Origin of the sequence: Acinetobacter sp. YWS30-1 (assembly GCF_033558715.1) — a bacterium.
GTDB lineage: Bacteria > Pseudomonadota > Gammaproteobacteria > Pseudomonadales > Moraxellaceae > Acinetobacter.
The window spans coordinates 211229-234981 of record NZ_CP114606.1; the positions used below are offsets into that span (position 1 = coordinate 211229).

Sequence of the window (23753 nt, forward strand, 5' to 3'; positions counted from 1 at the left end):
GCGCCCACATGGGTAATGCCAGTCAGTTAAGAGATTGACTGGCATTTTTTTGGGTATTTCTGTGGTTTCCCTTTCACAACTCGTGGGTAGTTTCTACTTCTTTTTTTCGGTAAAACATACCTTTTAGATTTTTCCATTAAACTTTCTAGATGTTTAGGCAAATTACCTGCGGAAGCCAAAGAATCAAACTTCAATAGGTTAAGGATAGCAATAGAGGTAATATGAAAGCTCATTCTCAAAGGACTGACTTTTGCACGTTGCGCCATATATTTCATTTGTCTTCTTAGAATATTATAGGCAATAAAGACTCCCCATAATTCTTGATAAATCAAGGCAGGTTGTTTACTCCTTAAATGCTTCCCTTCCTGTAAGTTACTCTTGATTTCTTGGTAACACATTTCTATTTCCCAACGCTGGGCATAGAGTTTTGCTAAAGCTAATAATGGATATCTCTTTGAATCTATTAGTGAAGTGATATAACGTCTAATCTTACCTGCCTGCTCAACCTCAATGAGACGTGCCTCCCAATAGTCTCCTAAGGCTGGATTAAGTTTTTTAGCTCTTGTTGATATCGGCATTCTAATATGAAAGTCATGTTGCGAATTACGCTCCACAATCTCATACCGTAAATTATCTTTTGCACGCATAAGCCAATGACTTTCTTCTGCACGTTTTTGCCACCCGATGAGAAAATCTGCAGAGAAATAGGCTCGATCAAATAGGGTAATACTGTGTGAACAAGGAGATAATTGGCTTGCCAGTGTGAGTTCACCTTGATCCATACTGCCTATTTGAGCATCTATAATTTCATGGGTCGCGGTATTTACTAAGCAGGTTGCTCTCACTTGTGGATAAGGAGCATCAGCAGTTTTTCCTTTAGATGAACCAAAGTGTGCAAAATTCTCATCTGTATAAGGCATAGACCAAACAACACCATCAACAGCGCACACACTCAGACCGTGAAAGTTTGAGTATTGCTGCTGAGATTCTTCAAACCAGGCTTGGCTAAGTAAAGAAAATAGCGCATTTAAAGGTTCTGATCCTAAACGTTGTCGTGCTTGTACTACTGCGCTAGGAACACAATATTCTGTTGTACCAAATACAAGTTTTAGCTGTTCTACGACATATCCGATAGGTTGATTTCGAAATAAAGCGAGTCCAATGACAAGCCACACCACATGTTCAGCAGGTAACTTCCTTCTTCTAATTGATGCCTTACCTGTTTGATGCAGACTTTCCTCAATCCAGTTGAAATCAATAAATTCACTAAAATGGCTAAGTGAAGGTAAAGAATGTTGAAGGGTGCAATCTAAATTTTCAGATAAAGTCATAAAAAAATGAGCGTATTTACATACACTCATTTTTACTACATTTTACTAATATTTGCTTAACTGACTGGCATTACCCACATGGGCGTTTTTTATTACTTGCAGAGATTCACCACATCATTCTGATTTTGTGTAAGATAAAACAAAATAGGGGGAAGATGATGCGTGTATTTCGTTCCAAAAAAGACTGGTGGCTGCTGGCATTTTTGATCTGTATGAGCGGTTTGTTATTGCAATTATTACTGACCATGCAGGCCAAAGGGACGATGGCTCAATATCCGGTGCATACCGCAGTCTATATACTTACAATCCTCTTGGTCTGGTGGCCGGTTTGGAGTACCCGTTATATCGTGCAGGATGGGCAGTTGATTATCAAAAGCTTGTGGCTGACCTGGCAAATTCCGCTTGGTTCGATTCAGAATATCCAGCCTACAGATCACTCAGAAATTGCACCTGCTTTGTCTTTCAAGCGTTTAAAAGTTAGCTATATGCTGGCAGATCAACAAAAGTATGTCCTGATTTCACCTAAAGACCCGGATGCATTGATTCAGGCGATTCAAGCACATCAAACAGTTTAATTGGAATCGGAGGCTTGAGGCTGAACTAGCAATTGACCATTAATGCAGTCCAGATGGAGTTGCAGTTGTTCTGGATGGTTCAGGAAATAAATCGCTAAGATCGGTTCCAGTTCAGTCCGTATTTTTCGGCCCAGATGACGGGCGCCATAACGGATGTCATGACCCTGATAAAAATGGGCCTTGGCTGCATCAGTGAGGTGAATCTGTCGTTTCTGATGTTGCAGACGTTGATTTAATTTATCCAGCTCAATCTCAACCAGTCGTGGCAGGGCATCATTTTGGACAGCCTGATAGTGCAAGGTACGGTCAATCCGGTTTAAAAATTCAGGATCGAACTTGCGCTGCATGACTTTTTCAATAATCTGCTGGGTCGGTACTTTTTTCAGACATAGTTGCTGCATTTTTTGCGGCAGATAGCTGAGCTTTTCCAGATATTGTTGCGCGGCTTGTGCACCGACATTACTGGTCATAAAAATCATGCAATTACGAAAATCGATGGTTTTGGTACCAGCAGTCAACGTCAGTCGACCAGTATCCAGTACATTCATCAGACCACGAATCACTTCAGTACTGGCTTTTTCCAGTTCATCAAACAGCATGATGCCGGGACGGGTATGGCTTCCGGCAATAGCGGTTTCATCAAACAGGCTATGGCCTTTTTTAGAGCCCACATAACCCGGAGGCGCGCCAGTCAGGGCAGCTGCATAATGTTCCTGCGCCAAAGTATTCATATCAATCCGGCAGAAAGCATCAGGACGGCCATAAATTGCTTCGGCAATCAGACGCACGGTCTCGGTTTTGCCGACACCGGTCGGGCCAAGCATTAAGGTAACCGAAAGCGGACGTTCAGGACTGGAAAAGTCAGCCTTGACCACATGCAGCATTTTTTCAATTTCATTTAAGGCCGCATCCTGACCGATGATCCGTTCCCGTAGCAACTGCATCACAGCCTGAGGTTCAAAATGAAAACGCGGTTTCCCAATTAAAAGGTCACGCTCAGATTGGCTATGGCTAGAGGTGGCAGGTTGCACAACATGAATACCGGATTGGGAACTTGTCATCTTGGATCATCTCGAGATTGGACCTGTCGAGCATAGCAAAGTTAGTTCAGGCGACTTATAGCTTTTAGCAATCAGACCATATTGGGTTGCTTATAAATACGGCGGTCTGGGCATAACCTGTTTCACTTTCGATGACAGTTCGGGTGAATTTTGTGTCATCGCTTGAAAATGACACATTAAACATCACATATATCTGCATATTGCAGGTGAAAAATAGGTTTTAGGTGAACGAGAACGCACGCCCTCATATTGAAAAAATCTTGGCCAATATGACCACCTTACCCGGGGTCTACCGGATGTATGGCAAAGATGGCGAACTCTTATATGTGGGAAAAGCCAAGAACCTGAAAAATCGGGTATCTAGTTATTTTGTCAAAACCCTTGATCATCCCAAGACTCAAGCTTTGGTGGCACGGATTTATGACATTCAGACCTTGGTGGTGCGTTCAGAAACTGAAGCTTTATTGCTAGAGCAAAACCTGATCAAGCTGCATCGTCCACCGTATAACATCATGCTGCGTGATGACAAATCCTATGTCTATATTTTTGTCTCTGCAGACAAGCCCTATCCGCGGATTGCCAGCGGTCGTGGTAAGGGCAAACATCAGGTCGGCAAGTTCTTTGGACCTTATCCGAGTGCTTACAATGCCCGCGATACTTTGGTTATTCTGCAAAAATTATTCAATGTACGTTCTTGTGAGAATGGTTTCTTTGCCAATCGTACTCGACCTTGTTTGCAATATCAGATCAAGCGCTGTTCCGGCCCTTGTGTCGGCCTGATTTCACCTGAGGATTATCAGGAAGATGTCAATAATTCGATTCGCTTCCTGCAAGGCGATACCAAAGAGTTGAATCAGGAACTGATTGCCAAGATGGAAGCAGCCGCAGAAAATCTGGAATTTGAAAAGGCGGTATTTTATCGTGACCGGATGGCATTACTGCGTGATGTACAGGCCCAGCAGGCGATTTATAAAGTCAAAGGTGAGGCAGATATTCTGGCGATTGCCTACCAGGCAGGAGTAACTTGTGTGCAGATCATGCATGTGCGTAATGGCAAGATGCTCGGCGGTAAAGGCTATTTTCCGGATATGCTGAGTGACGATCTGGGACAAATGCTCTCGGATTTTATTGCCAACTTCTACTTCCAGGTTGCCGATGAAATTCCTTCTGAACTGATCGTAAATATTGAAATGCCAGATCGGAAGGAGCTGGAAGCCGCACTTTCTCAACATTTTGACAAGAAAATTCAGATCAAATCCAAAGTTCGGGAAACCCGTGCCGAATGGCTGGAACTTGCACAGATGAATGTGCAACATGCCATTCAGGGCAAGCTGGCCAATCACTTTGAGCTGAATGAACGTTTCCATCAGTTAGAGGAAGTCGTGGGACGGCCGGTAGATCGGATTGAGTGTTTCGATATCTCGCATACCATGGGTGAAGATACGGTTGCTTCTTGCGTAGTCTTTGATAGTGGAGGCGCGCGCAAACGCGATTATCGCCAGTTTTCTATCAATGATATTCAGGCGGGTGATGACTATGCCGCGATGCGTCAGGCCTTAACCCGTCGTTATAAAAAAGCCATGCTGCCAGATTTGCTGCTGATTGACGGTGGTAAAGGGCAATTGCATATGGCGATGGAAGTCATGCAGGAACTTGGGCTGGATGCCTTTATGGTCGGTGTGTCTAAAGGCGAAGGACGTAAGCCGGGTCTGGAAACCCTGCATTTTACCGATGGCGGTAAGATCCAGCTTCCAGAAGATCATAAGGCCCTGCATCTGATCCAGCAGGTACGTGATGAAGCTCACCGTTTTGCCATTACCCGCCATCGGGCCAAACGCGATAAAAAACGGGGTTCATCCGTATTGGAAGTGATCCCAGGATTAGGGCCGAAGCGCCGTCGTGATTTATTGACCCATTTTGGCGGGATTCAGGGTGTGCTTAAAGCTTCAGAAAAAGACCTGCAACTGGTGCCAGGTCTGGGTTCTGTGATGGCCCGGATGATTTATAAAGTTCTGCATGAGTAATTGTTTTATATCAATTACAAGTGCAAAAATGCACATTGACCTTCGAGTCAAAGGTCATTTCTATTCATAGATTTTTCCAGCAATATATCGGTTCATCAGACAAAGTTGAAGGATCGATATGTCTTTGCAAACACTGTACGCACAAATTGCGCAGCAAGAATGGATTGAAATGCCGCCAGGCTGGGGACAAGGAAGAACCATCTACGGTGGACTTGCAGCTGCAGTCATGATGCAAAAAGCTGTGGTAATAATCAATGATCCTACTAAACGTTTGCTGAGTACCAGTGTGACTTTTGTTGGCCCGGTACAGGAAGGCAAAGCACGCCTGACTGCGGAAATTCTGCGTGAAGGCAAATCGGTCACTACCATCGAAGTGCGTCTATGGCAGGATGAGGCTGTTCAGAGCATTCTGATTGCCAGTTTCGGCGTAGCGCGCGATTCTAGCATTCAGGTACATCAGGAAATGCAGGCTCCGGATTATGCTCCTCCTGACGCCTTGTTTCAGATTCCTGCACAGTTCAAGCTTCCAAAGTGTTTTGATCATTTCGAACTCAGATGGGCGGATTTGAATCTGCCGTGCAGTTCAAGTGTACGTCCTGATTTTGAAGGCTGGTGCCGCTTCCATCCAGATCAACATTCTGACCGTGAATTTCAGTTAGCTGACCTGATGGCCATTTTTGACATCTGGCCACCTGGGGTGTTACCGATGTTTCAGACACTGGCCCCAGCGAGCAGCCTGACCTGGACTGTAACCTATGTGCATCCAGTGCAGCATCAGCTACATGATTGGTTTAAATATAAAGTGATTACCGACCATGCGGCTGACGGTTATTCAACAGAACATGCCTATCTGTGGGATGTAGAAAATCGGCTGATTGCGATGGCCAGACAGACAGTGACGGTGTTTGCCTAGTGACACTTCAAGTCAATTCGTATAAAGTGAAGCGTATTAATGATGGATTAAACCTCGAAAAAAGTGTGCATTTTCATCGTACATGAGGGGAACAATTGGCGGTGTCTATGACTACAGGTCGTATCCTGAATATTCCAAATATCTTGACCTTGGCTCGTATTATCCTGATTCCGGTTTTTTTATTGGTCGCATATTGGCCACCGGCAATGGGATTTAATGAAACCAGTCCTGATGTGACGCGGCATATTATCTTAACGACAATTTTTGTAGTGGCTGCAGTCACTGACTGGTTTGATGGTTATCTGGCGCGTACTCTGAATCAGACGTCTGCTTTTGGTCGTTTTTTGGATCCAGTTGCAGACAAGTTGATGGTCGCTGCTGCGCTTATTGTCTTAGTGCAATGGCAACCTTCGATCTCGATGGCTTTTGCAGCGATTGTGATTATTTCACGGGAAATTACAGTTTCAGCTTTACGTGAATGGATGGCTGAACTCGGTGCGCGTACCAGTGTGGCGGTGTCGACAGTGGGTAAATACAAAACCGCGTTCCAGATGATCGCAATTACGGTTTTCCTGCTGAACTGGCCACCGCTAGAAATGCTGGCTTATGCTTTGCTATATACAGCTGTGGTACTGACCTTATGGTCAATGTTTATTTATCTAAAAGCAGCCTGGCCATATCTGAAACAGCCTTAATCAATAAAAGCTCCTTAAAGGGGCTTTTTTTTATAGCTGAAATAGGAAATATAAAAATAGCAGGCAAAAAAATACCCAGCCTTTGGGGGAAGAACTGGGATGAAATCGGGGGTATTTCTCAGTTATTATTATAGTTATTCAAAGATATCTCATCTTCTTGCTGGTCATTATAGGGAGCACCTTCCACAAAATCATGTGGTTTCTTGTAGCTGAATGTTGTGTTTTGTGAGAGCAATGTATACAGAATTTACAATTGATTATTTTGATACAAATCTGATTGCTTTTCAGTAAGATAATGGCTGCTTAAATTTAAAAAACACGGTAGGAAAATGACAGGTTTTGAGCCTGTTTTTTAGGTCAATAATTTTCGATTTCATGAAAGTTAAAATAGTTTTTAGAGTGCTTTTAAGAGAAATAGAGTATCTGAAATAGAGTATCTATAGAAAAAGAATATCCGAGGAGTCTCTTGTCAGGTATTTAACTCATGATCTGATGAAGAAGTAATTTTCAAATTAAAAAGGGAATTCTTTTTATAGGTTACTTTTTTATAGCATTCGAAGTGATACCTTTCGCTTAATTTACGTAAGAGAAAAGCTTGAGCTTAGATAAAAAAATTTCCATGTAAGGAGTTTTTTTATTCTATGAACTTATAGCTGCTTGTCTTGTGTAAAAAACAAAAAGAGTAGGGCTTTAAACTAAAAGGGGAATCTTTCATAGATTTCCTTTTTGACAAGTAAAATTATGCGCTTCGCTTGTCTTGCAGAAAAATAAGGCAGTGTCTTAGCTTTTTCACTTGAAGCATAGCTTCTTATCTTGCACAAGGGCAGAGCAGTGCTCTTTCCCATAAAAAGAGCCTCAAAAGAGACTCTTTTTAAATGCTTGCCTACGCGGACTTCGTCCTTGTCTTGCGTAAAAAAGAAAAGCAGTGCTTTCTTTTTTTACTCAGGCTTTAGACCTTCAGCTTTTTCCAATGATTCATCATTGTTAAAGAACTTCTCGCGTTGCTCTTCAAGGAACTTTTTCGCATCCGGTTCAAACACGTTTAAACGCTTTTCATTGATCAGCGTGGTCTGGTGTTTCAGCCATTCTTGCCAAGCCTGTTTAGATATCGTATCAAACAGTTCCTGACCCTTTGCACCCGGGAATGGTGCAAAGTCTAAACCTTCCATTTCTTGTTGATACTTACGGCAAAAAACTTGTCGAGACATATCAATACTCCAATTTAAAGCGAAAGCAATTAAGCGTAAAGTTTCTCTAGGCGAGCATGCGCACGTTCGATCGCAGCTTCAACCTGTGCAGGTGCAGTACCACCGATGTGATTACGTGCATTCACAGATGCTTCTAAGGTCAGGGCTTTTTCGAATACATCTGCCTGAATCAGATCAGAGAACTGTTGCAGTTGCTCAAGTGTCAGTTCAGACAGGTCTTTACCTTCCTGTACACCCAGAGCTACCGCTTTACCCACAATTTCGTGTGCATCACGGAATGCTACGCCATTTTTTACCAGATAATCTGCCAGGTCAGTGGCCGTTGAGAAGCCACGAAGTGCTGCTTCACGCATAATTTCGATGTTTGGTACAAGCGCAGGAATCATATCCGCAAATGCCATTAATGAACCACGGACGGTATCGATCGCATCAAATAATGGTTCTTTGTCTTCCTGGTTATCTTTGTTGTAAGCAAGCGGTTGACCTTTCATTAGGGTCAACAAGCTCATCAGATCACCATATACACGGCCAGTTTTACCACGGATCAGTTCAGGTACATCCGGGTTTTTCTTCTGCGGCATAATAGATGAACCAGTACAGAAACGGTCTGGAATATTTACGAACTTGAACTGAGCCGATGTCCATAGGATCATTTCTTCAGACATACGTGACAGGTGCATCATAATTAAAGATGCCGCAGCATTGAATTCAATACCGAAATCACGGTCAGAAACAGCATCAAGTGAGTTTTCAGCAACAGCTTCAAAACCTAGAAGCTCAGCGGTATAAGCACGGTCAATCGGGTAAGTCGTACCTGCCAGAGCAGCAGAACCGAGTGGCATACGGTTAACACGTTTACGGCAATCAATCAGACGCTCAGAGTCACGTACCAGCATTTCAAACCAAGCCATTAAGTGATGACCAAAAGTCACTGGCTGTGCAGTTTGCAGATGGGTAAAACCTGGCATGATGGTATTGGTATTTTTCGCTGCCAGACCCAGGATGCCTTTTTGCAATTTTTTCAGTAATTCCAGGATGGCATCAATTTCATCACGGACATACAGACGGATATCTGTGGCAACCTGGTCATTACGGCTACGGCCCGTATGCAATTTTTTACCGGTGATGCCGATACGCTGAGTCAGGCGCGACTCAATGTTCATATGCACATCTTCAAGGTCAATGCGCCATTCGAAGTTACCTGCTTCAATATCTGCTTTAATGGCAGTCAGACCTTCGATAATGTCATCACGTTCCTGTTCGGTCAGTACGCCAACTTTTGCCAGCATGGTTGCATGTGCAATCGAGCCTGCAATGTCTTGTTTATAAAAACGTTGGTCAAATTGAACAGATGCTGTAAATTCAGCAACAAAAGCATCAGTCGCTTCAGAGAAACGACCGCCCCACATACCCGAAGTCTGGGCTTGTGATGGATTTGAGGAATTAGAAGATGTGGTCATGTCGGCTCAATCAGATTAAAAGCAGTAGAACGAAAAAGAGTATAACAAATTCAAAGCCCGTTGCCGAAGTCCAAGTCGATCAATCTTTTACATCTCCGACCGGATCAGTGCAAAGCTCTTATTTTTTTAGCCAGATCGGCAAGCTGCACTATTTGCTGGAAATGTTTATTGGCGGCAATGTGCTGGCCATGGTCTTAGCCTTGGCAAAAGCACAGTCCTGGCAGGCACTCAATCTGGCAGATCTGCTTCAATATATGCTGTATATCAACTGGATACTGTTATGTTTTGCAGCGCTAGTCGAGCTTTTTCATCAGCACTTTCAACGTATGGGGATTAAGCTGGCATTAATCTGCGGATTTTTGCTATTACAGGCGGTTGTTTTGGTGACTACGACCAGTCTGAATGTGCTGACTTATTTTGGCAGCAATTTGAATTTTCAGGGACTGAGTCTGGCAGTCGCACTGGATCAGGTCGGCCTACATCTGAGTTTTGGTATCCTGTTAGGCATGTTCTGTTTTCGCTATCTGTATTTGCGTGAACAATGGGCGCAGCAGCAGCACAGTGAATTAAATGCACGGATTCAGGCCATGCAGGCCAGGATTCATCCGCATTTTCTGTTTAATAGTCTCAATAGCGTGATTAGCCTGATCAGTATTGACCCGGACAAAGCCGAACAAATGTTGCTGAATTTGTCCCGTCTTTTTCGGGCCAGTTTTCAGGAATTGAAGCTGGTCAAGTTGCAGGAAGAAATTGAACTCTGCCAGCGCTATCTGGAGATTGAACAGATTCGTCTGGGAGAGCGTTTGCAGGTCGAATGGAAATTAGAAAACAAAGACTTATACTCACAAGTCCAAATTCCATTATTGACTTTACAACCCCTAGTGGAAAATAGTATTTTCCATGGAGTTGAAAAAATTTTGACAAAGAGTACCATAAGCATATTGATTGAAATCTTGCAAAATCAAATTAATATCATCATAACAAACCCCTATACGCAGGATAATAAAACATTAAAAAAGGGACATGGTATTGCAATTGAAAATGTCAGACAGCGTCTGGAAGCTTATTACGGACCTACGATGACGTTTCAGACTTTCGCCGGTGGAGGGGTGTTTACCACGGTTGTGCAATATCGCTATAAATAAAAAGAAATCAAGGAAATCACAGTTAACTTATAATCAAATGAATAATGTTGACTGGATTAAGGAGGAGAAATGGACGTCCTGATTTGTGACGATGAGCCTTTGGCTGTCGAGCGACTATCACGTTTAGTCTCTCAACTGGGGCATGATGTGGTTGCAACAGCTACGCATGGTCGTCAAGCAATTGATCTGGCTCACCAGCATGAACCTGATGTCATCTTATTAGATATTCAAATGCCTGAAATGGATGGTTTGACCTGTGCGCAGCATTTGCGTCAGCTCGACCCGATGCCGGCTATTGTCTTTTGTACGGCCTATGACCAACACGCGCTGGATGCATTCAAGTCTAATGCAGACGGCTACCTGCTTAAACCGGTGATGCAACAGGAATTGGCACAGGTTTTAGAGCATCTAATTAAACTTACCCAAGCTCAAATGAGCCAACTAAAACAAAAAGAAAATATGGAAGAAATCAATATCAGCCGCCATCAAATTGCGGCAAAGACCTATCGCGGGGTCGAATTGGTGCCAGTTGAAAATATCTATTATTTTCTGGCGGATCAAAAATATGTGACCGTACGCCATAAAAACGGCAGTGTCCTGATTGATGAAACCCTGAAGGAGTTGGAACAGGAGTTTGGACATCAGTTCATCAGGATTCACCGTAATGCACTGGTTTCGGTTCACTATCTGGAAGGCTTGGAAGTGGTGAGTTCCGGCCAGTATCAGGTGCGTTGTCGTGAACTGGAAGAGCGTCTGGCGGTCAGCCGGCGTCATTTGCCATTCTTGCGGGAACGGATTCAGAAACTCTAAACGGATCAATGAGTTCGTCTGGACCAGTATTGAAACTTGCATAAATTCGCTTGCATTTTCAAGTGAGCAGGTTAAGTTTAGACTATTGTTCTCATTGACTGTTTATTGAAATTTATGAAGACCCTAAAAATTGCTACTCGACAAAGTCCACTTGCGCTCTGGCAGGCGGAACATATCCGTGCACGCTTACAGGACCTGCATGCTGGACTTCAGGTCGAGTTAGTCACTTTTGTTACACAGGGTGATAAAATTCTTGATACGCCATTGGCTAAAATTGGCGGTAAGGGCTTATTTGTAAAAGAATTAGAAGCAGCCTTACTAGATGGTCGTGCTGATCTGGCAGTCCATTCAATGAAAGATGTGCCAATGGCTTTGCCTGAAGGCTTATCTTTGGCAGTCATCTGTGAACGTGAAGATCCACTGGATGCTTTTGTCTCAAATACTTATGCCAGTTTTGACGAATTGCCTCAAGGTGCCAAAGTTGGAACTTCCAGCTTGCGCCGTAAAACCCAGATTTTAAAACAGCGTCCGGACCTTGAGATTATCGATTTACGCGGTAATGTTGGTACACGCTTATCCAAACTGGATGCAGGTCAGTATGATGCAATCATCCTGGCCAGTGCCGGTTTAAAACGCTTGGGCCTTGCAGATCGTATTCGTCATAGTATTGTGCCTGAAGTAAGTTTACCCGCAGTAGGACAGGGTGCACTGGGCCTGGAATGCCGGAGTGGAGATCAAGCGGTATTAGATTTAATCCAGCCTCTGTTACATGTAGAAACTGATGCCTGTGTCCGTGCCGAACGTGCCTTTAATGCCTATCTGGAAGGTGGCTGTCAGGTGCCAATCGCAGGCTATGCCACTTTAAATGAAGGTGTCATTTCGATTGAAGGCCGGGTCGGTAGCGTAGATGGCGCAACTTTGCTACGCGCACAGCAAAGTGGAACCATGGCAGATGCAGAGCAATTGGGCGTGCAGCTGGCCAAAGATCTACTAGATCAGGGTGCAGGCGAGTTACTGAAAGCCCTTTATTCAAAATAATGTTGTTCATTAATACCCGTCCGAGTGATCGTGCTGCAAATTTAACGCAAGCTCTACAGACAGCGCAGATTCCGGTGATAGAGTTGCCCTTGCTAGAACTGGTACAGCAGCCTTATACGGATGAGCTGGCCAGTTTATTTAGACAACTACCCCAAGCAAAACTGATTGTCGTAGTGAGTCCGACCGCTGCCCAGATGGGCATGCAATATTTGCAGCAGGCAGGCCTATCATTGCATGATCTTGGAAGTGTCCAGTGGGTCGCTGTAGGTAAAGCTACCGAGCAGGCTTTAGCAAGCTACGGTATCCAGAGTTATGTGCCTGATGTGGAGACTTCGGAAGGGATGCTGCAATTGCCTGTGCTACAGCAGTTAGCTACCGGATCAACTGTCGCCTTTTGGCGAGGTGAAGGTGGGCGTCAGTTTATGATGCAGCATTTAAAGGATCAGCAAATTCATATATTGAATTTCATTTTATATGATCGTCAGTGTCCGCCAGTGACTTCCGAGATATTAGCTAAACATTTGACGAGCCTTGAAGCTAATCCCCGTTATGCAGTCTTGGTCAGCAGTGAAGCGAGCTGGCTTAACTGGCTAGCCTTGATGCAGCCGTATCCGCATCTCATTAATCGGGCATTGTATTTGGTTTTGGGGCCGCGTTTGGCTGCCATGCTTGGGGAATATCAACAGCAACATCAGGCTGGTTTTCAATTCGCTCAGTTAGAGGACTTAAGCGGATCGACGATTTTGCAGCAGCTACTGATGTACTAGGAAACGCATGAAAAAATTATTCATTGTTTTTTTCATCTTGAGCTTGGCGTGGATTGCCAAGCTGAGCTATGACCTGTTTGGCTTAAATTCAGCACAGACTGAATTGACCCAGAATTTGAAGCAACTGCAACAGCAGAATGCCAATCTGAATGATCAGATGGTGGCCTTAAAACGTCAAGTTGCTACGGGCCAAGCGTTAAGCCCTGAAACACCGAACAAGGGGACAGTTCAGGATACTCCTAGGGCTGATTTGCAGGATGATCTGCCTTTGGTCGAGCAATATCTGGATCTGGTTGAGTTTGCCTTGCAGCAGCAACAATATGCAATGGCTATGGAAAAGTTGAATCAATTATCCAATCAGCTTGAACATCTAGAATTGGCACCTGCTCTTCTGGGTAGCCTGAATCAGGCGATTGACAAGGATCGGGAAGTCCTTAAGCAGTTCATCAACAATCGTTTAGTACAACAGAATAAATTAAAAGAATTACTGCAACAGATTGATATTGAGATGGAAAAGGAAATCCAGGTGCAGCATCAGCACCGCGCTACAGCCCAAAGCTCATTTTGGCAGCGCTGGATTCAGATTGAATCAGTCGAGAAACCGAGTGCAGTCTTAATGCAGCGTAATCTGGTCTTAAAAGAAGCTCAGCTGCGTTTACTGATTGCAGAAAATAGTGCGCAACAAGGACAGCAGGTAGCTTTCCAGCAAGCCCTGAAAAGTGTGATCGAGGTATTGGCTCAACTTCCGGATGCGCAAAGCAAACAATGGATTCAACGACTGGAGCAAATTAAGGCAGCACCTCAAACGCCTACTCCTCAGCTCAATACGCGTACCCTGATCGGTTAATTGCTTATGAAACAGATTTTACTTGCTTATTTACTGGTTGGTTTGCTGGGCTTAGCGATCTTGAGCGTACTGAGCTATGGTTATGGTGCGGGCTATGTCTATCTGTATTGGCGCGGACTACAAATCCAGACCACTTTCTGGTTCCTGGTGGGCTTGCTTATCGTAATCAGCTTTCTGATGCATATGCTGTGGTATGCGACCAAGCGTTATCTCAGCTTTAAACAGCGTAAACATGAAACGGTATTCAGCTTTGCCCGCTTGCATCCTTATGAGCAGTTAGCCGTAGTTTGGTTATTAAATGCTGCACAAGATCAACGGGATTTTATCCAGCAGTCTTTTAATCAGTCGGGATTGCTCAAGTATATTATTGATGCCCGATTATCCTGGGGACAGCAACAATATAGCGAAGCATTAAGTAGTTTAAATCAGTCCAATCCCATGGCATTTGAACTGGCAGAATTACAGCGGATTGAAATCTATTTATCGCAGCAGGATGGTCAGCAGGCATTAACTCACCTAGAATTTTTAAATCAGCATGAGTTATCTCCTTGGTTAAGACGGGTCAAAACCGCTTATGAGCAGCGTTTAAATGCTTTATGGGGGCAATTCGCCTTACAGTTTCCCTGGTTATATTTACGTTCAACCAAATATGGACATTTAGACCAAGAAGTAAAAAAAATATGGCTGCAGCAATTATTAATAGCTTATGACCAGGCTACTGAAGATGATTTGGAATATTTAAAACAACGTTATCTGGATTTAAAACAGGACATATTTAATCGTGACTATGAAGTCAAGCTATTATGGTTGAAACTATTATTTAGAATGCCGGAAATGAGCGTTGAGCATGAAAGCCTTGCTAAACACTTACTGGAACTCCAATTTAATCAGGATGTATTCTATTTATGGTTCCAGCAGCAGTTATTAAAGCAGTTTCCAGATTATGCAGATATTGAGCAGCAGATCTCAGTTTGGGATGCAAAATATACTGCACTGCCAATATTAAGTTTTGCCAAATGGCATATTCTACAGGCGACTGGCCGGGTAGAAGAAGCTCAGCAATTGCTGGATCTCTATCCAGATGACATTCGCATGAGCTATTTGAGAATTAAATCTGTATTACAGGGGAGAGAGGATTTAATACAGCAGTTAAATGCCGTATTTGAATCGAATGTTAATTTTATCGAAATCAGAATTTGAGGAAATAATGTCAGAATTACAACAATATCCGGTGATTTATTCGCAAACTGTTGCATGGGGAGACATGGATGCGTTTGGGCATGTTAATAATGCCATGTATTACCGTTATATAGAAAGTGCCCGTTTGGCTTATTTGGGTAAATTAAATATTTTTGATGAAGATATTTTAACAGTAGTGGCTTCAAATCAATGCCGTTATTTAAAACCTGTGGTTTATCCAGATCAATTAAAAGTGGCGGCACGAATTGATGAAATTCGGAATAGTGCAGTCAGAATGCATTATTTATTATGGAGTGAACAGCAGCAAAGTATCGTAGCTACTTCCGAAGCAGTAATTGTATGTTTAAATAAAAATATGCAGAAAACTGAAATACCTGAACATATTCGAGAAAAAATAAAATCGCTAGAATTAACTGTACAACATGAAATTTAATATTAGAGTTTTTATCTCTAATTTAATGATTAATTTTGTAATGACCCTTAAGTTTATTGTTATACATTTAAAATTTTATATTGAATATTACACTTAATATAAATATGATGGGTTCGTTATTTATTAAAAGAAATAATGCTATTTATTGGAGAACATGATGCCAGACATTACAAATTTATCAGTTGAAGAGTTAAAACGTTTACAAGCAGAAGCTGAGTCTTTAATTGCTTTGAAAAAAGATCAGGAAATTGAAGATGCTTATCATCAGGTATTGGATATTGCCGACAAAGTAGGCTTAACGATTGAACAGCTTCTTGAATTTGGTGCTTCTAAACGTAAAAAAACTGCACGTAAGTCTGTAGAGCCACGTTATCGCAGTAAAAGCAATCCGGAAGACACCTGGACTGGTCGCGGTAAACAGCCACGCTGGTTAGTTGCTGAATTAGAGAAAGGCGCAAAACTGGAAGATTTCGTGATCTAATCCTTCTGCCGCATTATTCATCATCATGCTGTTATGCATACGGCCTGTGATTGATCAGCCAAGCACATCCTGCTTGGTTTTTTTATGCCTATGAATTGGCGTCAGAGAAAAAGTGTGCATAATGTGATTATAAAATGACAAAACTATAAATTTAGGGGTTTCGATTGGATAGGTTGGTCGTGGCGGGATGAGCAATAAGCCGAAAACATTAAAATGGTTGATATTTGCAATTCTAGCCTTTTTTGTCTTTGTGATTCTGCAAGTTCCTGCAGCTTGGTTAATTTCAAAATTTTATAAAAATAATCAGGTTTTACATAATGTAAGCGGGAATATCTGGCAGGGAAGTGCGGACTGGAAAAAAGGTAATCTTCGGGGAAGTCTGAACTGGCAGGTTCGTCCTTTGGACCTGTTGTTACTGAGATTAGGGGCGAATATTGATCTGCATAGCGGTAATACCCAGTTTTCGGGTGTGATGGGCTATGGTCTGAATAAAACTTTAACCGTCAAAAATCTTGAGGGACAGCTTGCACCTGAAACTTTAAAGAAGATTGCTGACTGGCAGTGGCCTACCAACCCGATTCAGTTTAAAGAACTCGATTTTAAATATAAAAAAGAGCAAGGCTTTAGTCATGTAGACGGTCAGATGCAATGGAGCGGTGGTGAACTGATTTACACGTTTGCTCAGCGTCAGGAGCGCATGAATGTACCGGTTCTGAGTGGTCAGTTATCCGATGAGAATGGGCAGCTGCTGCTGGATGTACGTGACAATCGTGATCAACGTATGTTGAATATTAAACTGGATCCAACCTTAATGCTGGATATTCAGCTGACACAACGCTTTTTACTTAATGCTCCTTCTTATACCGGTAAAGCTGGGCTGGATACTTATGTGATTAGTACCCGTCAGCCTTTGATGGGGGGCTTTAACTGATGGCAAGCCCACTCGATTATTTTAAAAACATTGATCTGAAACAGACAGAGCGTATTGCTCCAATTTTACTGTTTCTGCTGATTCTGTATCTATGCTGGAAATTGGCTGCTTTATTCTGGCTTCTGGTGGCTCCTCCACAAGCGATGCAGATTGATCAGGTAGAACTGGGGTCACAACAGGCTCAAGTGCCAAATATAAGTGCCTTTTCACTATTTCAGGAAAATACTTACGCAGCGAAAACTGCTGAAACTGCCAATATTGTCTTACAGGGGGTTGTGGTAGCGAGCCCAAGCTATAACTCTTCAGCAGTCTTGAAAATTAATGACCAGTCTGATCGTTATCGGGTCGGAGAGGTATTGGGGAATAGCGGTTTTACGCTGGCTGAAGTGTATTGGGACCGGGTGATTTTGCGTAAATCAAGCGGTGCTACCCAAGAAATCCTGTTTAAAGGGCTGGAAAATGGTTTAAACCAGCCGATTGTGCCGGATATCTCAGCAGCATCTTCAAATTCAATGCCTCCGCTGCATACGGAAAGTGGTATGCCTGAACAACCTTCACCACAGAGTGAAATCAATCGGGCCATCCAGCAGATGCAGGAAAATAAGGACCAGTACTTACAGAATATGGGGGTAAGTGCAGCAGATGGTGGTTATGAAGTCACTTCACGAACACCGGCTGCACTGCGTAATCGCTTGGGATTAAGACCGGGAGACCGGATTTTGTCTTTGAATGGTCAGACCCTGTCGCAGGGACAAACCGAAGCACAGTTACTGGAACAGGCTCGACGTGAAGGTCAGGTCAAACTCGAAATAAAACGTGGTGATCAGGTGATGACCATACAACAGGATTTGAAGTGATGTGTCATCACGCATAGGGTTAGGAAACACAAAAGTTTATGGCTTTATTTAATAATAATCGATCAGCATGGGCATTCTGTGTGGCCGCACCATTGGTTGCTATGGTCAGTACGGCAAGTTATGCGCAAACCTGGAAAATCAATCTCCGGGATGCAGACTTAACCGCCTTCATTAATGAAGTGGCAGATATTACCGGTAAAAATTTTGCGGTAGATCCACGGGTTCGAGGCAATGTCACGGTCATTTCCAACAAGCCACTGAATAAAAATGAAGTTTATGACCTGTTTTTAGGGGTCTTGAATGTCAATGGTGTGGTGGCCATCCCTTCAGGAAATACCATCAAGCTGGTACCAGACAGCAATGTCAAAAGCTCCGGGATTCCCTATGATGCCCGTCATCGTGCGACCGGTGACCAGATTGTCACTCGCGTGATCTGGCTGGAAAATACCAATCCAAATGACCTGATTCCAGCCCTGCGTCCGTTAATGCCACAGTTTGCCCATTTGGCTGCCGTTCCGGGCACCAATGCATTGATTGTGTCGGACCGGGCGACCAATATCTATCAGCTGGAAACCATCATCCGTAATCTGGATGGCACAGGTCAGAATGATATTGAAGCCATTAGTCTACAGTCTAGTCAGGCTGAAGAAATGATTGAGCTGATTGATTCAATGGCAGCAACAGGTGCAGCTAAAGATCTGCGTGGTTCACGGGTGCGGGTCATAGCAGATGTGCGTACCAACCGGATTCTGATTAAAGGGGATCCAGCAACGCGCAAGCGTATTCGTCAGATTATTGAAACGCTGGATGTGCCTGCAGCAGACCGTCTGGGTGGTTTAAAAGTCTTTCGTTTGAAATATGCCAGTGCCAAGAATCTTTCGGAAATTTTGCAGGGGTTAGTGACAGGGCAGGCAGTCAATACTGGTTTGGATAATTCTTCTTCCAGCTCATCTTCTTATAATTCGACTAATAACCTGAATAACAATAATACCACTAGCTCAAATAGCTCAGGTGCATCCAATATTCAGCTCAATACTGGCATGAAAACCGAGCAGGGCGGGATCAGCAGCTTTAATGCCAATGGCGTCAGCATTATTGCGGATGCCACGCAGAATTCTCTGGTGGTTAAAGCAGACCCGCAACTGATGCGTGAAATCGAATCTGCCATTGGTCAGTTAGATGTACGCCGTCAACAGGTTCTGATTGAAGCTGCAATTATTGAAGTAGAAGGGACAGATGCAGATCAGCTGGGTGTGCAATGGGCCTTAGGTGATATCAGCAGCGGAATTGGTCTGATCAATTTTGATAATTTTGGCACCAGCCTGAAAAATATTGCAGCAGGTTATCTGACTGGCGGTAGTGCAGGTGCGGCAAGTACTGTAGGTGCAGGCAGTTCACTGGTAATCGGTGATTATCGTGAAGGTAGTGATGGTTCACGCCGTTTATACGGCGCGATGATTCAGGCATTAAAAGAAACCACCAAGTCTAATCTGTTGTCTACACCATCCATTGTGACCATGGACAATGAAGAGGCTTACATCGTTGTCGGTGAAAACGTACCCTTTGTGACCGGTTCAGTTTCTACGGGAGCCGCAGGTGTTGCTAATCCTTATACCACTATTGAGCGTAAAGATGTCGGTGTAACCTTAAAAGTCGTACCGCACATTGGTGAAGATGGTACGGTACGTCTGGAAGTTGAGCAGGAAGTCTCAGATGTAAAAGCCAATAAAGGCCAAGCGCAAGATCTGGTCACCAGCAAACGTGCGATTAAAACCTCGATTCTGGCAGAACATGGACAAACGATCGTATTAGGTGGCTTGATTTCGGACAATACCAGTTATGGACGTCAGGCAGTACCGGGTCTAGGGGCAATTCCAGGGGTGGGACGTTTGTTCCGCTCAGAAGGTAAGTCTAATCAGAAACGTAACTTATTGATCTTTATCCATCCAACGATTGTGGGGGATAAAAATGAAGTACGTAAACTGGCTCAACAACGTTATGCTCAACTCTATAGCCTGCAATTGGCACTCGATTCAGACGGTAATTTTGCCAAGTTGCCGGAAAGTGTTGAAGATGTGTATCAGCAGCGTATTCCAGTTTCTAAGACACCACTGACGAATTCGTCCTACCAGAATGTTCCGAGTGCGCCAGCATCAACGCGATCAGCCGTAGCAGTTGCTACACCGGTGGCAATTGAGCCAGGGATTCAGCGACAAGTGGTGCAGCCCGTCCAGCAGGTTGAAAAAAGTAGAAATACCGTTACAACAACAACACTTAGACCCAAAAGCTAGACCATTCGCATTTGCATACAGCATGTTATGATAATGTCAAAGAGAATAGAGAAGTAGATTTCATGACTTGGAAAATACAGGCAATTACCGATGATTTGACCGGACAGGAAATAGCGATTGACCGTGACATGCTGGTGGGGCGTCATCAGACAGCTGATATTGTGCTACAGGCTGCGGAAATCTCGCGTAAGCATGCTGCTTTTCTGCTAAAAGACGATGCTCTGTGGGTACAGGATCTAGGCTCATCTAACGGTACTTTCGTAAATGACCTGCGTATTGAGCAGGAAACGCGATTAAAACAGGACGATGTAGTCCAGTTTGCCAGCTTGAAATTTCTGGTTCTTGAACCTGTAGCACCTGTTGCGGTTGCGCCAGAAGTTGAAGAAACAGCAGAGCAAGTGGTTGAAGAAATCGAAACGGTCGAGAAAACCCCTGCCCAGCAGATGAATGATCAGGGTATTCCAGAATTGAGAGAGCGTGATGCTTCAGTCAACTTGACCCGTGATGGTATGCCGACCAATGTTGGTATTCCAAAACCTGCACCAATTGCTGAGGGTGTAGACCTGAGCTCGGTTAAGCCAGAACCCGCACCAATTCCGGTGGAACAGCCTGTTTCTCGTGTAGAGCAGGAAAAAGAAGCACAGAAAAATGCATCTATTGGACTGATTTCACTAATCGTTCTGATTATTTTGGCGATTATCGCCTGGGTGTTGTTTAAATAAGCCCATGATTGGTTACAATCGAGGCATGCATCACGCATGCCTTTTTTATAGCTGCAAATAAAGAAAATGAGGGTCAGGATGTCAATTGCACAACTGGAACAACGTAAGCTGATTTTATTCGATCTGGATGGCACCTTGGTGGATTCAGCCCATGATTTGTATCGGGCCATGAATATGAGCCTGAATGTCTTGCAGCTACCCCTGGTGACTGAGGAGCAGGTGCGAGTCTGGATTGGTAAAGGGACGTCCAAGTTCTGTGAAAGCGTACTCCAGCATCTGGTGGGAGAAGTACTACCTGCCCAACATCAGGAATTACTTACGACGTTCCTGGAAATTTATAATGCCGATCCTTGTGTAGATACCAAGCCATTTGATGGAATTATCGAGTTTCTGGAATGGGGTAAGGCTAACGATAAAAAACTGATCTGTGTGACCAATAAACCAGAAGAACCGGCACGCAGTATTCTGGATATTCTGGAAATGGCGAAATACTTTGATGACACCATTGGTGGTGATCGCTTTGCCGAGCGTAAGCCAGATCCGCGTCAGTTGTTGCATTGTGTGGAGCATTATGGCGTGACCAAAGAGCAGGTACTGATGATCGGGGACTCAGTCAATGACATCGAAGCTGCGCGCCGTGCGGGTATAGATTGTATTGTAGTCAGCTATGGCTATAATCATGGTGAAAATATAGCAGACTGTGATCCTCAAGAAATTATTGATGATCTACGTGAGTTGCTTGCTTAAATAGGGTACGAAGGAAATAAGATGAATAGTTGTAAGGTTTTTCGATGGCGTCGCTCAGTCCAATTCCATTTCCATACTGAGTAACCCTAATTTAAAGAGAAAAACCGAATGACAACTTCAGCTCAATTCCAGCAACTTGCATCTCAAGGCTACAACCTGATTCCTGTATACCGCCAGCGTCTGGCTGATACCGATACTCCTTTATCTATCTTTGCCCGTCTAAAACAGCACCAACAGGCTTATCTGTTCGAATCTGTGGAAGGGGGAGAAAACTGGGCGCGCTATTCAATTATCGGCCTGGGTGAATCGACTGTATTCTCCTGTAATGCGGGTGAACTGACTGTTCAGCATCCAGATGGCTCTATTGAAAAACAGCACTGTGCCGATCCATTCCAGTATATCCGTGACTTTCAGGCACAGTTTAAAGTACCGACCCAGGCAGAACTTCCAGCCTTACCAAGCTTTACCGGTGGTCTTGTCGGTTACTTTGGTTATGACTCAGTACGTTATATCGAACCTAAGCTAAAAAATGTGCCTGAAGCTGATCCGGTAGGCTTGCCAGATATCTGGATGATGCTGTCCAAAACCGTCATCGTATTCGATAATCTGAAAGATACCCTGTTCCTGATTGTCCATGCCGATGCAGCGGATCAGGCAGCTTATGAGAAAGCGCAGCAGCAGCTGGATGAGCTGGAAAATATTCTGGCAACACCAGTGAGCCTGAAAGCAGAAAAACATACAGCACCGCACTTTGAGTCTTTAACTGGACATGACAACTTTATTGCCTCTATTGAAAAGGTAAAAGAGTACATTCGTGCCGGAGATGTGATGCAGGTCGTGCCGGGTCATCGTATGGTTTCTGATTTCGATGGTGAGCCTTTACAGGTCTATCGCGCATTACGTCATCTTAATCCATCACCTTACCTGTTCCTCGTGCAAGGGCAGACCCTAGAAAATAATACGCCGTTCCATATTGTCGGCTCTTCACCGGAAATTCTTTCTCGTCTGGAAAATGGCATTGCGACTGTTCGTCCACTGGCGGGTACGCGTCCACGTGGCAAGACCAAAGAAGAAGATCTGGCACTGGAAAAAGATTTACTGTCTGATGAAAAAGAAATTGCCGAGCACTTAATGCTGATTGACTTAGGCCGAAATGATGTCGGTCGAGTATCCAAAATCGGTAAAGTGCAAGTCACTGATCAAATGGTGATCGAACGTTACTCGCATGTGATGCACATTGTGTCGAATGTACAAGGTGAAGTGCGGGATGATGTGGATGCGCTGGATGTTTTTAAGGCAACTTTCCCGGCTGGAACACTTTCTGGTGCACCAAAAATCCGTGCTATGGAAATTATTGACGAAGTTGAGCCAGTGAAACGCGGAATTTTTGGCGGCGCTGTTGGTTATTTAGGCTGGCATGGCGAAATGGACATGTCGATCGCGATTCGTACCTGCGTGATTCGTGAAAATAAGGTCTATGTTCAGGCGGGAGCAGGGCTGGTTGCGGACTCAAATCCTGAGTCAGAATGGAATGAAACCCAAATAAAAGCTCGTGCAGTGATCAAAGCGGTTGAATTATCATCAAACGGATTGATTTTGTGAGTTTTTGGCGTTTTTTTTGAAAAAAACACTTGCATGGATTCTGAGTTTTGCTAAACTGCACACCGTTCCGATACGAAACGTACGAAACACTAAGAAACGCCGGCATAGCTCAGTTGGTAGAGCAACTGACTTGTAATCAGTAGGTCCACAGTTCGAATCCGTGTGCCGGCACCATCTTAGGGAGTTTGGAGTGCGAAGTAAAGAACGACACTGATGTAAGTGTAAAAATGGTGAGGTTCCCGAGCGGTCAAAGGGGGCGGACTGTAACTCCGCTACGAAAGTTTCGAAGGTTCGAATCCTTCCCTCACCACCAATTTTAAGACTTCAAAGTGGTAAGTACCAACATCGTGCGGGAGTAGCTCAGTTGGTAGAGCGGCAGCCTTCCAAGCTGCATGTCGCGAGTTCGATCCTCGTCTCCCGCTCCATTGTTTGAAGTGCTAATATTTGCTCTTATAGCTCAGTGGTAGAGCACTCCCTTGGTAAGGGAGAGGTCTCGAGTTCAAATCTCGATAAGAGCTCCAGATTACAGTTTGGCAACGTGGTTGCAAAAATATTTCAAAAGCAGGCTATTTAGTCTGCTTTTCAAGTATTTGGTGTTTGATTTTTTTTAAACGA

General features: G+C 43.9%; 22 protein-coding genes and 4 tRNA genes. 22 read left to right on the forward strand and 4 right to left on the reverse strand.

What is annotated here, in order from left to right; all coding sequences use genetic code 11:
• Positions 1 to 26 precede the first annotated feature (26 nt).
• Positions 27 to 1331 (reverse strand): IS4 family transposase, encoded by a 1305-nt coding sequence (locus O4M77_RS01005; RefSeq protein WP_323713689.1) that lies wholly within the window; start codon positions 1329 to 1331, stop codon positions 27 to 29.
• 158 nt (positions 1332 to 1489) lie between these two features.
• On the opposite strand from O4M77_RS01005, the gene O4M77_RS01010 reads away from it, so the two are divergent.
• Positions 1490 to 1906 (forward strand): PH domain-containing protein, encoded by a 417-nt coding sequence (locus O4M77_RS01010; RefSeq protein ID WP_159123727.1) that lies wholly within the window; start codon positions 1490 to 1492, stop codon positions 1904 to 1906.
• On the opposite strand, the gene O4M77_RS01015 is transcribed toward O4M77_RS01010, so the two are convergent.
• Entirely contained in the window at positions 1903 to 2967 is a 1065-nt protein-coding gene (locus O4M77_RS01015; RefSeq protein WP_323713690.1) for an AAA family ATPase, read from the reverse strand. The genes O4M77_RS01010 and O4M77_RS01015 overlap by 4 nt on opposite strands.
• A 224-nt stretch (positions 2968 to 3191) precedes the next feature.
• Between O4M77_RS01015 and uvrC the strand changes: the two genes are divergently transcribed.
• From uvrC to pgsA, 3 genes are all read left to right on the forward strand, one after another.
• On the forward strand, positions 3192 to 4991 hold the full coding sequence (gene uvrC, locus O4M77_RS01020; RefSeq protein ID WP_180025219.1) for an excinuclease ABC subunit UvrC: 1800 nt from the start codon (positions 3192 to 3194) through the stop codon (positions 4989 to 4991).
• Between the two features lie 118 nt (positions 4992 to 5109).
• Positions 5110 to 5904 (forward strand): thioesterase family protein, encoded by a 795-nt coding sequence (locus tag O4M77_RS01025; RefSeq protein WP_323713691.1) that lies wholly within the window; start codon positions 5110 to 5112, stop codon positions 5902 to 5904.
• 107 nt (positions 5905 to 6011) lie between these two features.
• Positions 6012 to 6599, forward strand: a complete 588-nt coding sequence (gene pgsA, locus O4M77_RS01030; RefSeq protein ID WP_004781631.1) for a CDP-diacylglycerol--glycerol-3-phosphate 3-phosphatidyltransferase — start codon at positions 6012 to 6014, stop codon at positions 6597 to 6599.
• 938 nt (positions 6600 to 7537) lie between these two features.
• Here the strand turns inward: pgsA and O4M77_RS01035 are convergent.
• Both O4M77_RS01035 and argH read right to left on the reverse strand, forming a co-directional pair.
• Positions 7538 to 7807: an oxidative damage protection protein gene (locus O4M77_RS01035; RefSeq protein WP_005232563.1), complete on the reverse strand. Its 270-nt coding sequence runs from the start codon at positions 7805 to 7807 to the stop codon at positions 7538 to 7540.
• 29 nt (positions 7808 to 7836) lie between these two features.
• Positions 7837 to 9267, reverse strand: coding sequence for an argininosuccinate lyase (gene argH / locus O4M77_RS01040; protein ID WP_051065353.1), 1431 nt, complete (start codon positions 9265 to 9267; stop codon positions 7837 to 7839).
• Here argH and O4M77_RS01045 point away from each other — a divergent pair.
• From O4M77_RS01045 to O4M77_RS01130, 18 genes are all read left to right on the forward strand, one after another.
• Positions 9258 to 10412: a sensor histidine kinase gene (locus O4M77_RS01045; protein WP_180017504.1), complete on the forward strand. Its 1155-nt coding sequence runs from the start codon at positions 9258 to 9260 to the stop codon at positions 10410 to 10412. The two genes, argH and O4M77_RS01045, sit on opposite strands and share 10 nt — an antisense overlap.
• 69 nt (positions 10413 to 10481) lie before the next feature.
• On the forward strand, positions 10482 to 11222 hold the full coding sequence (locus O4M77_RS01050; protein WP_005232557.1) for a LytR/AlgR family response regulator transcription factor: 741 nt from the start codon (positions 10482 to 10484) through the stop codon (positions 11220 to 11222).
• 114 nt (positions 11223 to 11336) lie between these two features.
• Entirely contained in the window at positions 11337 to 12260 is a 924-nt protein-coding gene (gene hemC, locus O4M77_RS01055; protein WP_159123732.1) for a hydroxymethylbilane synthase, read from the forward strand.
• Positions 12260 to 13027: a uroporphyrinogen-III synthase gene (locus O4M77_RS01060; protein ID WP_180070603.1), complete on the forward strand. Its 768-nt coding sequence runs from the start codon at positions 12260 to 12262 to the stop codon at positions 13025 to 13027. Before hemC ends, O4M77_RS01060 begins: the two co-directional genes overlap by 1 nt.
• Before the next feature lie 7 nt (positions 13028 to 13034).
• The gene (locus O4M77_RS01065; protein WP_180057926.1) at positions 13035 to 13874 is read left to right on the forward strand and encodes a hypothetical protein; all 840 of its coding nucleotides are present in this window, start codon (positions 13035 to 13037) and stop codon (positions 13872 to 13874) included.
• Between the two features lie 6 nt (positions 13875 to 13880).
• Entirely contained in the window at positions 13881 to 15074 is a 1194-nt protein-coding gene (locus tag O4M77_RS01070; RefSeq protein WP_180052770.1) for a heme biosynthesis protein HemY, read from the forward strand.
• Positions 15075 to 15081: 7 nt separating this feature from the next.
• Positions 15082 to 15507 carry an acyl-CoA thioesterase gene (locus tag O4M77_RS01075; protein ID WP_004781650.1) on the forward strand — a complete coding sequence of 142 codons (426 nt, stop codon included), beginning with the start codon at positions 15082 to 15084 and terminating at the stop codon, positions 15505 to 15507.
• A gap of 154 nt (positions 15508 to 15661) precedes the next feature.
• Positions 15662 to 15988 carry an H-NS family nucleoid-associated regulatory protein gene (locus O4M77_RS01080; RefSeq protein ID WP_079281036.1) on the forward strand — a complete coding sequence of 109 codons (327 nt, stop codon included), beginning with the start codon at positions 15662 to 15664 and terminating at the stop codon, positions 15986 to 15988.
• A 187-nt stretch (positions 15989 to 16175) separates the two neighbouring features.
• Complete coding sequence (gene gspN / locus O4M77_RS01085) at positions 16176 to 16919, forward strand: type II secretion system protein N (RefSeq protein WP_180002520.1); 744 nt, start codon at positions 16176 to 16178, stop codon at positions 16917 to 16919.
• Positions 16919 to 17776, forward strand: coding sequence for a type II secretion system protein N (locus O4M77_RS01090; RefSeq protein WP_323713692.1), 858 nt, complete (start codon positions 16919 to 16921; stop codon positions 17774 to 17776). Before gspN ends, O4M77_RS01090 begins: the two co-directional genes overlap by 1 nt.
• A 38-nt stretch (positions 17777 to 17814) precedes the next feature.
• Complete coding sequence (gene gspD, locus O4M77_RS01095) at positions 17815 to 20067, forward strand: type II secretion system secretin GspD (protein ID WP_323713693.1); 2253 nt, start codon at positions 17815 to 17817, stop codon at positions 20065 to 20067.
• Positions 20068 to 20129: 62 nt separating this feature from the next.
• Positions 20130 to 20789, forward strand: a complete 660-nt coding sequence (locus O4M77_RS01100; protein WP_323713694.1) for an FHA domain-containing protein — start codon at positions 20130 to 20132, stop codon at positions 20787 to 20789.
• Between the two features lie 78 nt (positions 20790 to 20867).
• On the forward strand, positions 20868 to 21536 hold the full coding sequence (gene gph / locus O4M77_RS01105; protein ID WP_323713695.1) for a phosphoglycolate phosphatase: 669 nt from the start codon (positions 20868 to 20870) through the stop codon (positions 21534 to 21536).
• A gap of 108 nt (positions 21537 to 21644) precedes the next feature.
• Positions 21645 to 23138, forward strand: coding sequence for an anthranilate synthase component I (gene trpE / locus O4M77_RS01110; protein ID WP_179991966.1), 1494 nt, complete (start codon positions 21645 to 21647; stop codon positions 23136 to 23138).
• Positions 23139 to 23236: 98 nt separating this feature from the next.
• Positions 23237 to 23312, forward strand: a tRNA-Thr gene (locus O4M77_RS01115).
• 55 nt (positions 23313 to 23367) lie between these two features.
• A tRNA-Tyr gene (locus tag O4M77_RS01120) sits at positions 23368 to 23451 on the forward strand.
• Between the two features lie 36 nt (positions 23452 to 23487).
• Positions 23488 to 23563 (forward strand) — tRNA-Gly (locus O4M77_RS01125).
• 21 nt (positions 23564 to 23584) lie between these two features.
• Positions 23585 to 23659, forward strand: a tRNA-Thr gene (locus tag O4M77_RS01130).
• The last annotated feature ends 94 nt before the right edge of the window (positions 23660 to 23753 follow it).

What these genes read in the sequence shown, in the direction of transcription:
- O4M77_RS01005 (WP_323713689.1), bottom strand. Translation starts at nt 1,331, where the DNA reads ATGACTTTATCTGAAAATTTAGATTGCACCCTTCAACATTCTTTACCT.
- O4M77_RS01010 (WP_159123727.1), top strand. Translation starts at nt 1,490, where the DNA reads ATGCGTGTATTTCGTTCCAAAAAAGACTGGTGGCTGCTGGCATTTTTG.
- O4M77_RS01015 (WP_323713690.1), bottom strand. Translation starts at nt 2,967, where the DNA reads ATGACAAGTTCCCAATCCGGTATTCATGTTGTGCAACCTGCCACCTCT.
- O4M77_RS01025 (WP_323713691.1), top strand. Translation starts at nt 5,110, where the DNA reads ATGTCTTTGCAAACACTGTACGCACAAATTGCGCAGCAAGAATGGATT.
- pgsA (WP_004781631.1), top strand. Translation starts at nt 6,012, where the DNA reads ATGACTACAGGTCGTATCCTGAATATTCCAAATATCTTGACCTTGGCT.
- O4M77_RS01035 (WP_005232563.1), bottom strand. Translation starts at nt 7,807, where the DNA reads ATGTCTCGACAAGTTTTTTGCCGTAAGTATCAACAAGAAATGGAAGGT.
- O4M77_RS01045 (WP_180017504.1), top strand. Translation starts at nt 9,258, where the DNA reads ATGTGGTCATGTCGGCTCAATCAGATTAAAAGCAGTAGAACGAAAAAG.
- argH (WP_051065353.1), bottom strand. Translation starts at nt 9,267, where the DNA reads ATGACCACATCTTCTAATTCCTCAAATCCATCACAAGCCCAGACTTCG.
- O4M77_RS01050 (WP_005232557.1), top strand. Translation starts at nt 10,482, where the DNA reads ATGGACGTCCTGATTTGTGACGATGAGCCTTTGGCTGTCGAGCGACTA.
- hemC (WP_159123732.1), top strand. Translation starts at nt 11,337, where the DNA reads ATGAAGACCCTAAAAATTGCTACTCGACAAAGTCCACTTGCGCTCTGG.
- O4M77_RS01060 (WP_180070603.1), top strand. Translation starts at nt 12,260, where the DNA reads ATGTTGTTCATTAATACCCGTCCGAGTGATCGTGCTGCAAATTTAACG.
- O4M77_RS01065 (WP_180057926.1), top strand. Translation starts at nt 13,035, where the DNA reads ATGAAAAAATTATTCATTGTTTTTTTCATCTTGAGCTTGGCGTGGATT.
- O4M77_RS01070 (WP_180052770.1), top strand. Translation starts at nt 13,881, where the DNA reads ATGAAACAGATTTTACTTGCTTATTTACTGGTTGGTTTGCTGGGCTTA.
- O4M77_RS01075 (WP_004781650.1), top strand. Translation starts at nt 15,082, where the DNA reads ATGTCAGAATTACAACAATATCCGGTGATTTATTCGCAAACTGTTGCA.
- O4M77_RS01080 (WP_079281036.1), top strand. Translation starts at nt 15,662, where the DNA reads ATGATGCCAGACATTACAAATTTATCAGTTGAAGAGTTAAAACGTTTA.
- gspN (WP_180002520.1), top strand. Translation starts at nt 16,176, where the DNA reads ATGAGCAATAAGCCGAAAACATTAAAATGGTTGATATTTGCAATTCTA.
- O4M77_RS01090 (WP_323713692.1), top strand. Translation starts at nt 16,919, where the DNA reads ATGGCAAGCCCACTCGATTATTTTAAAAACATTGATCTGAAACAGACA.
- gspD (WP_323713693.1), top strand. Translation starts at nt 17,815, where the DNA reads ATGGCTTTATTTAATAATAATCGATCAGCATGGGCATTCTGTGTGGCC.
- O4M77_RS01100 (WP_323713694.1), top strand. Translation starts at nt 20,130, where the DNA reads ATGACTTGGAAAATACAGGCAATTACCGATGATTTGACCGGACAGGAA.
- gph (WP_323713695.1), top strand. Translation starts at nt 20,868, where the DNA reads ATGTCAATTGCACAACTGGAACAACGTAAGCTGATTTTATTCGATCTG.
- trpE (WP_179991966.1), top strand. Translation starts at nt 21,645, where the DNA reads ATGACAACTTCAGCTCAATTCCAGCAACTTGCATCTCAAGGCTACAAC.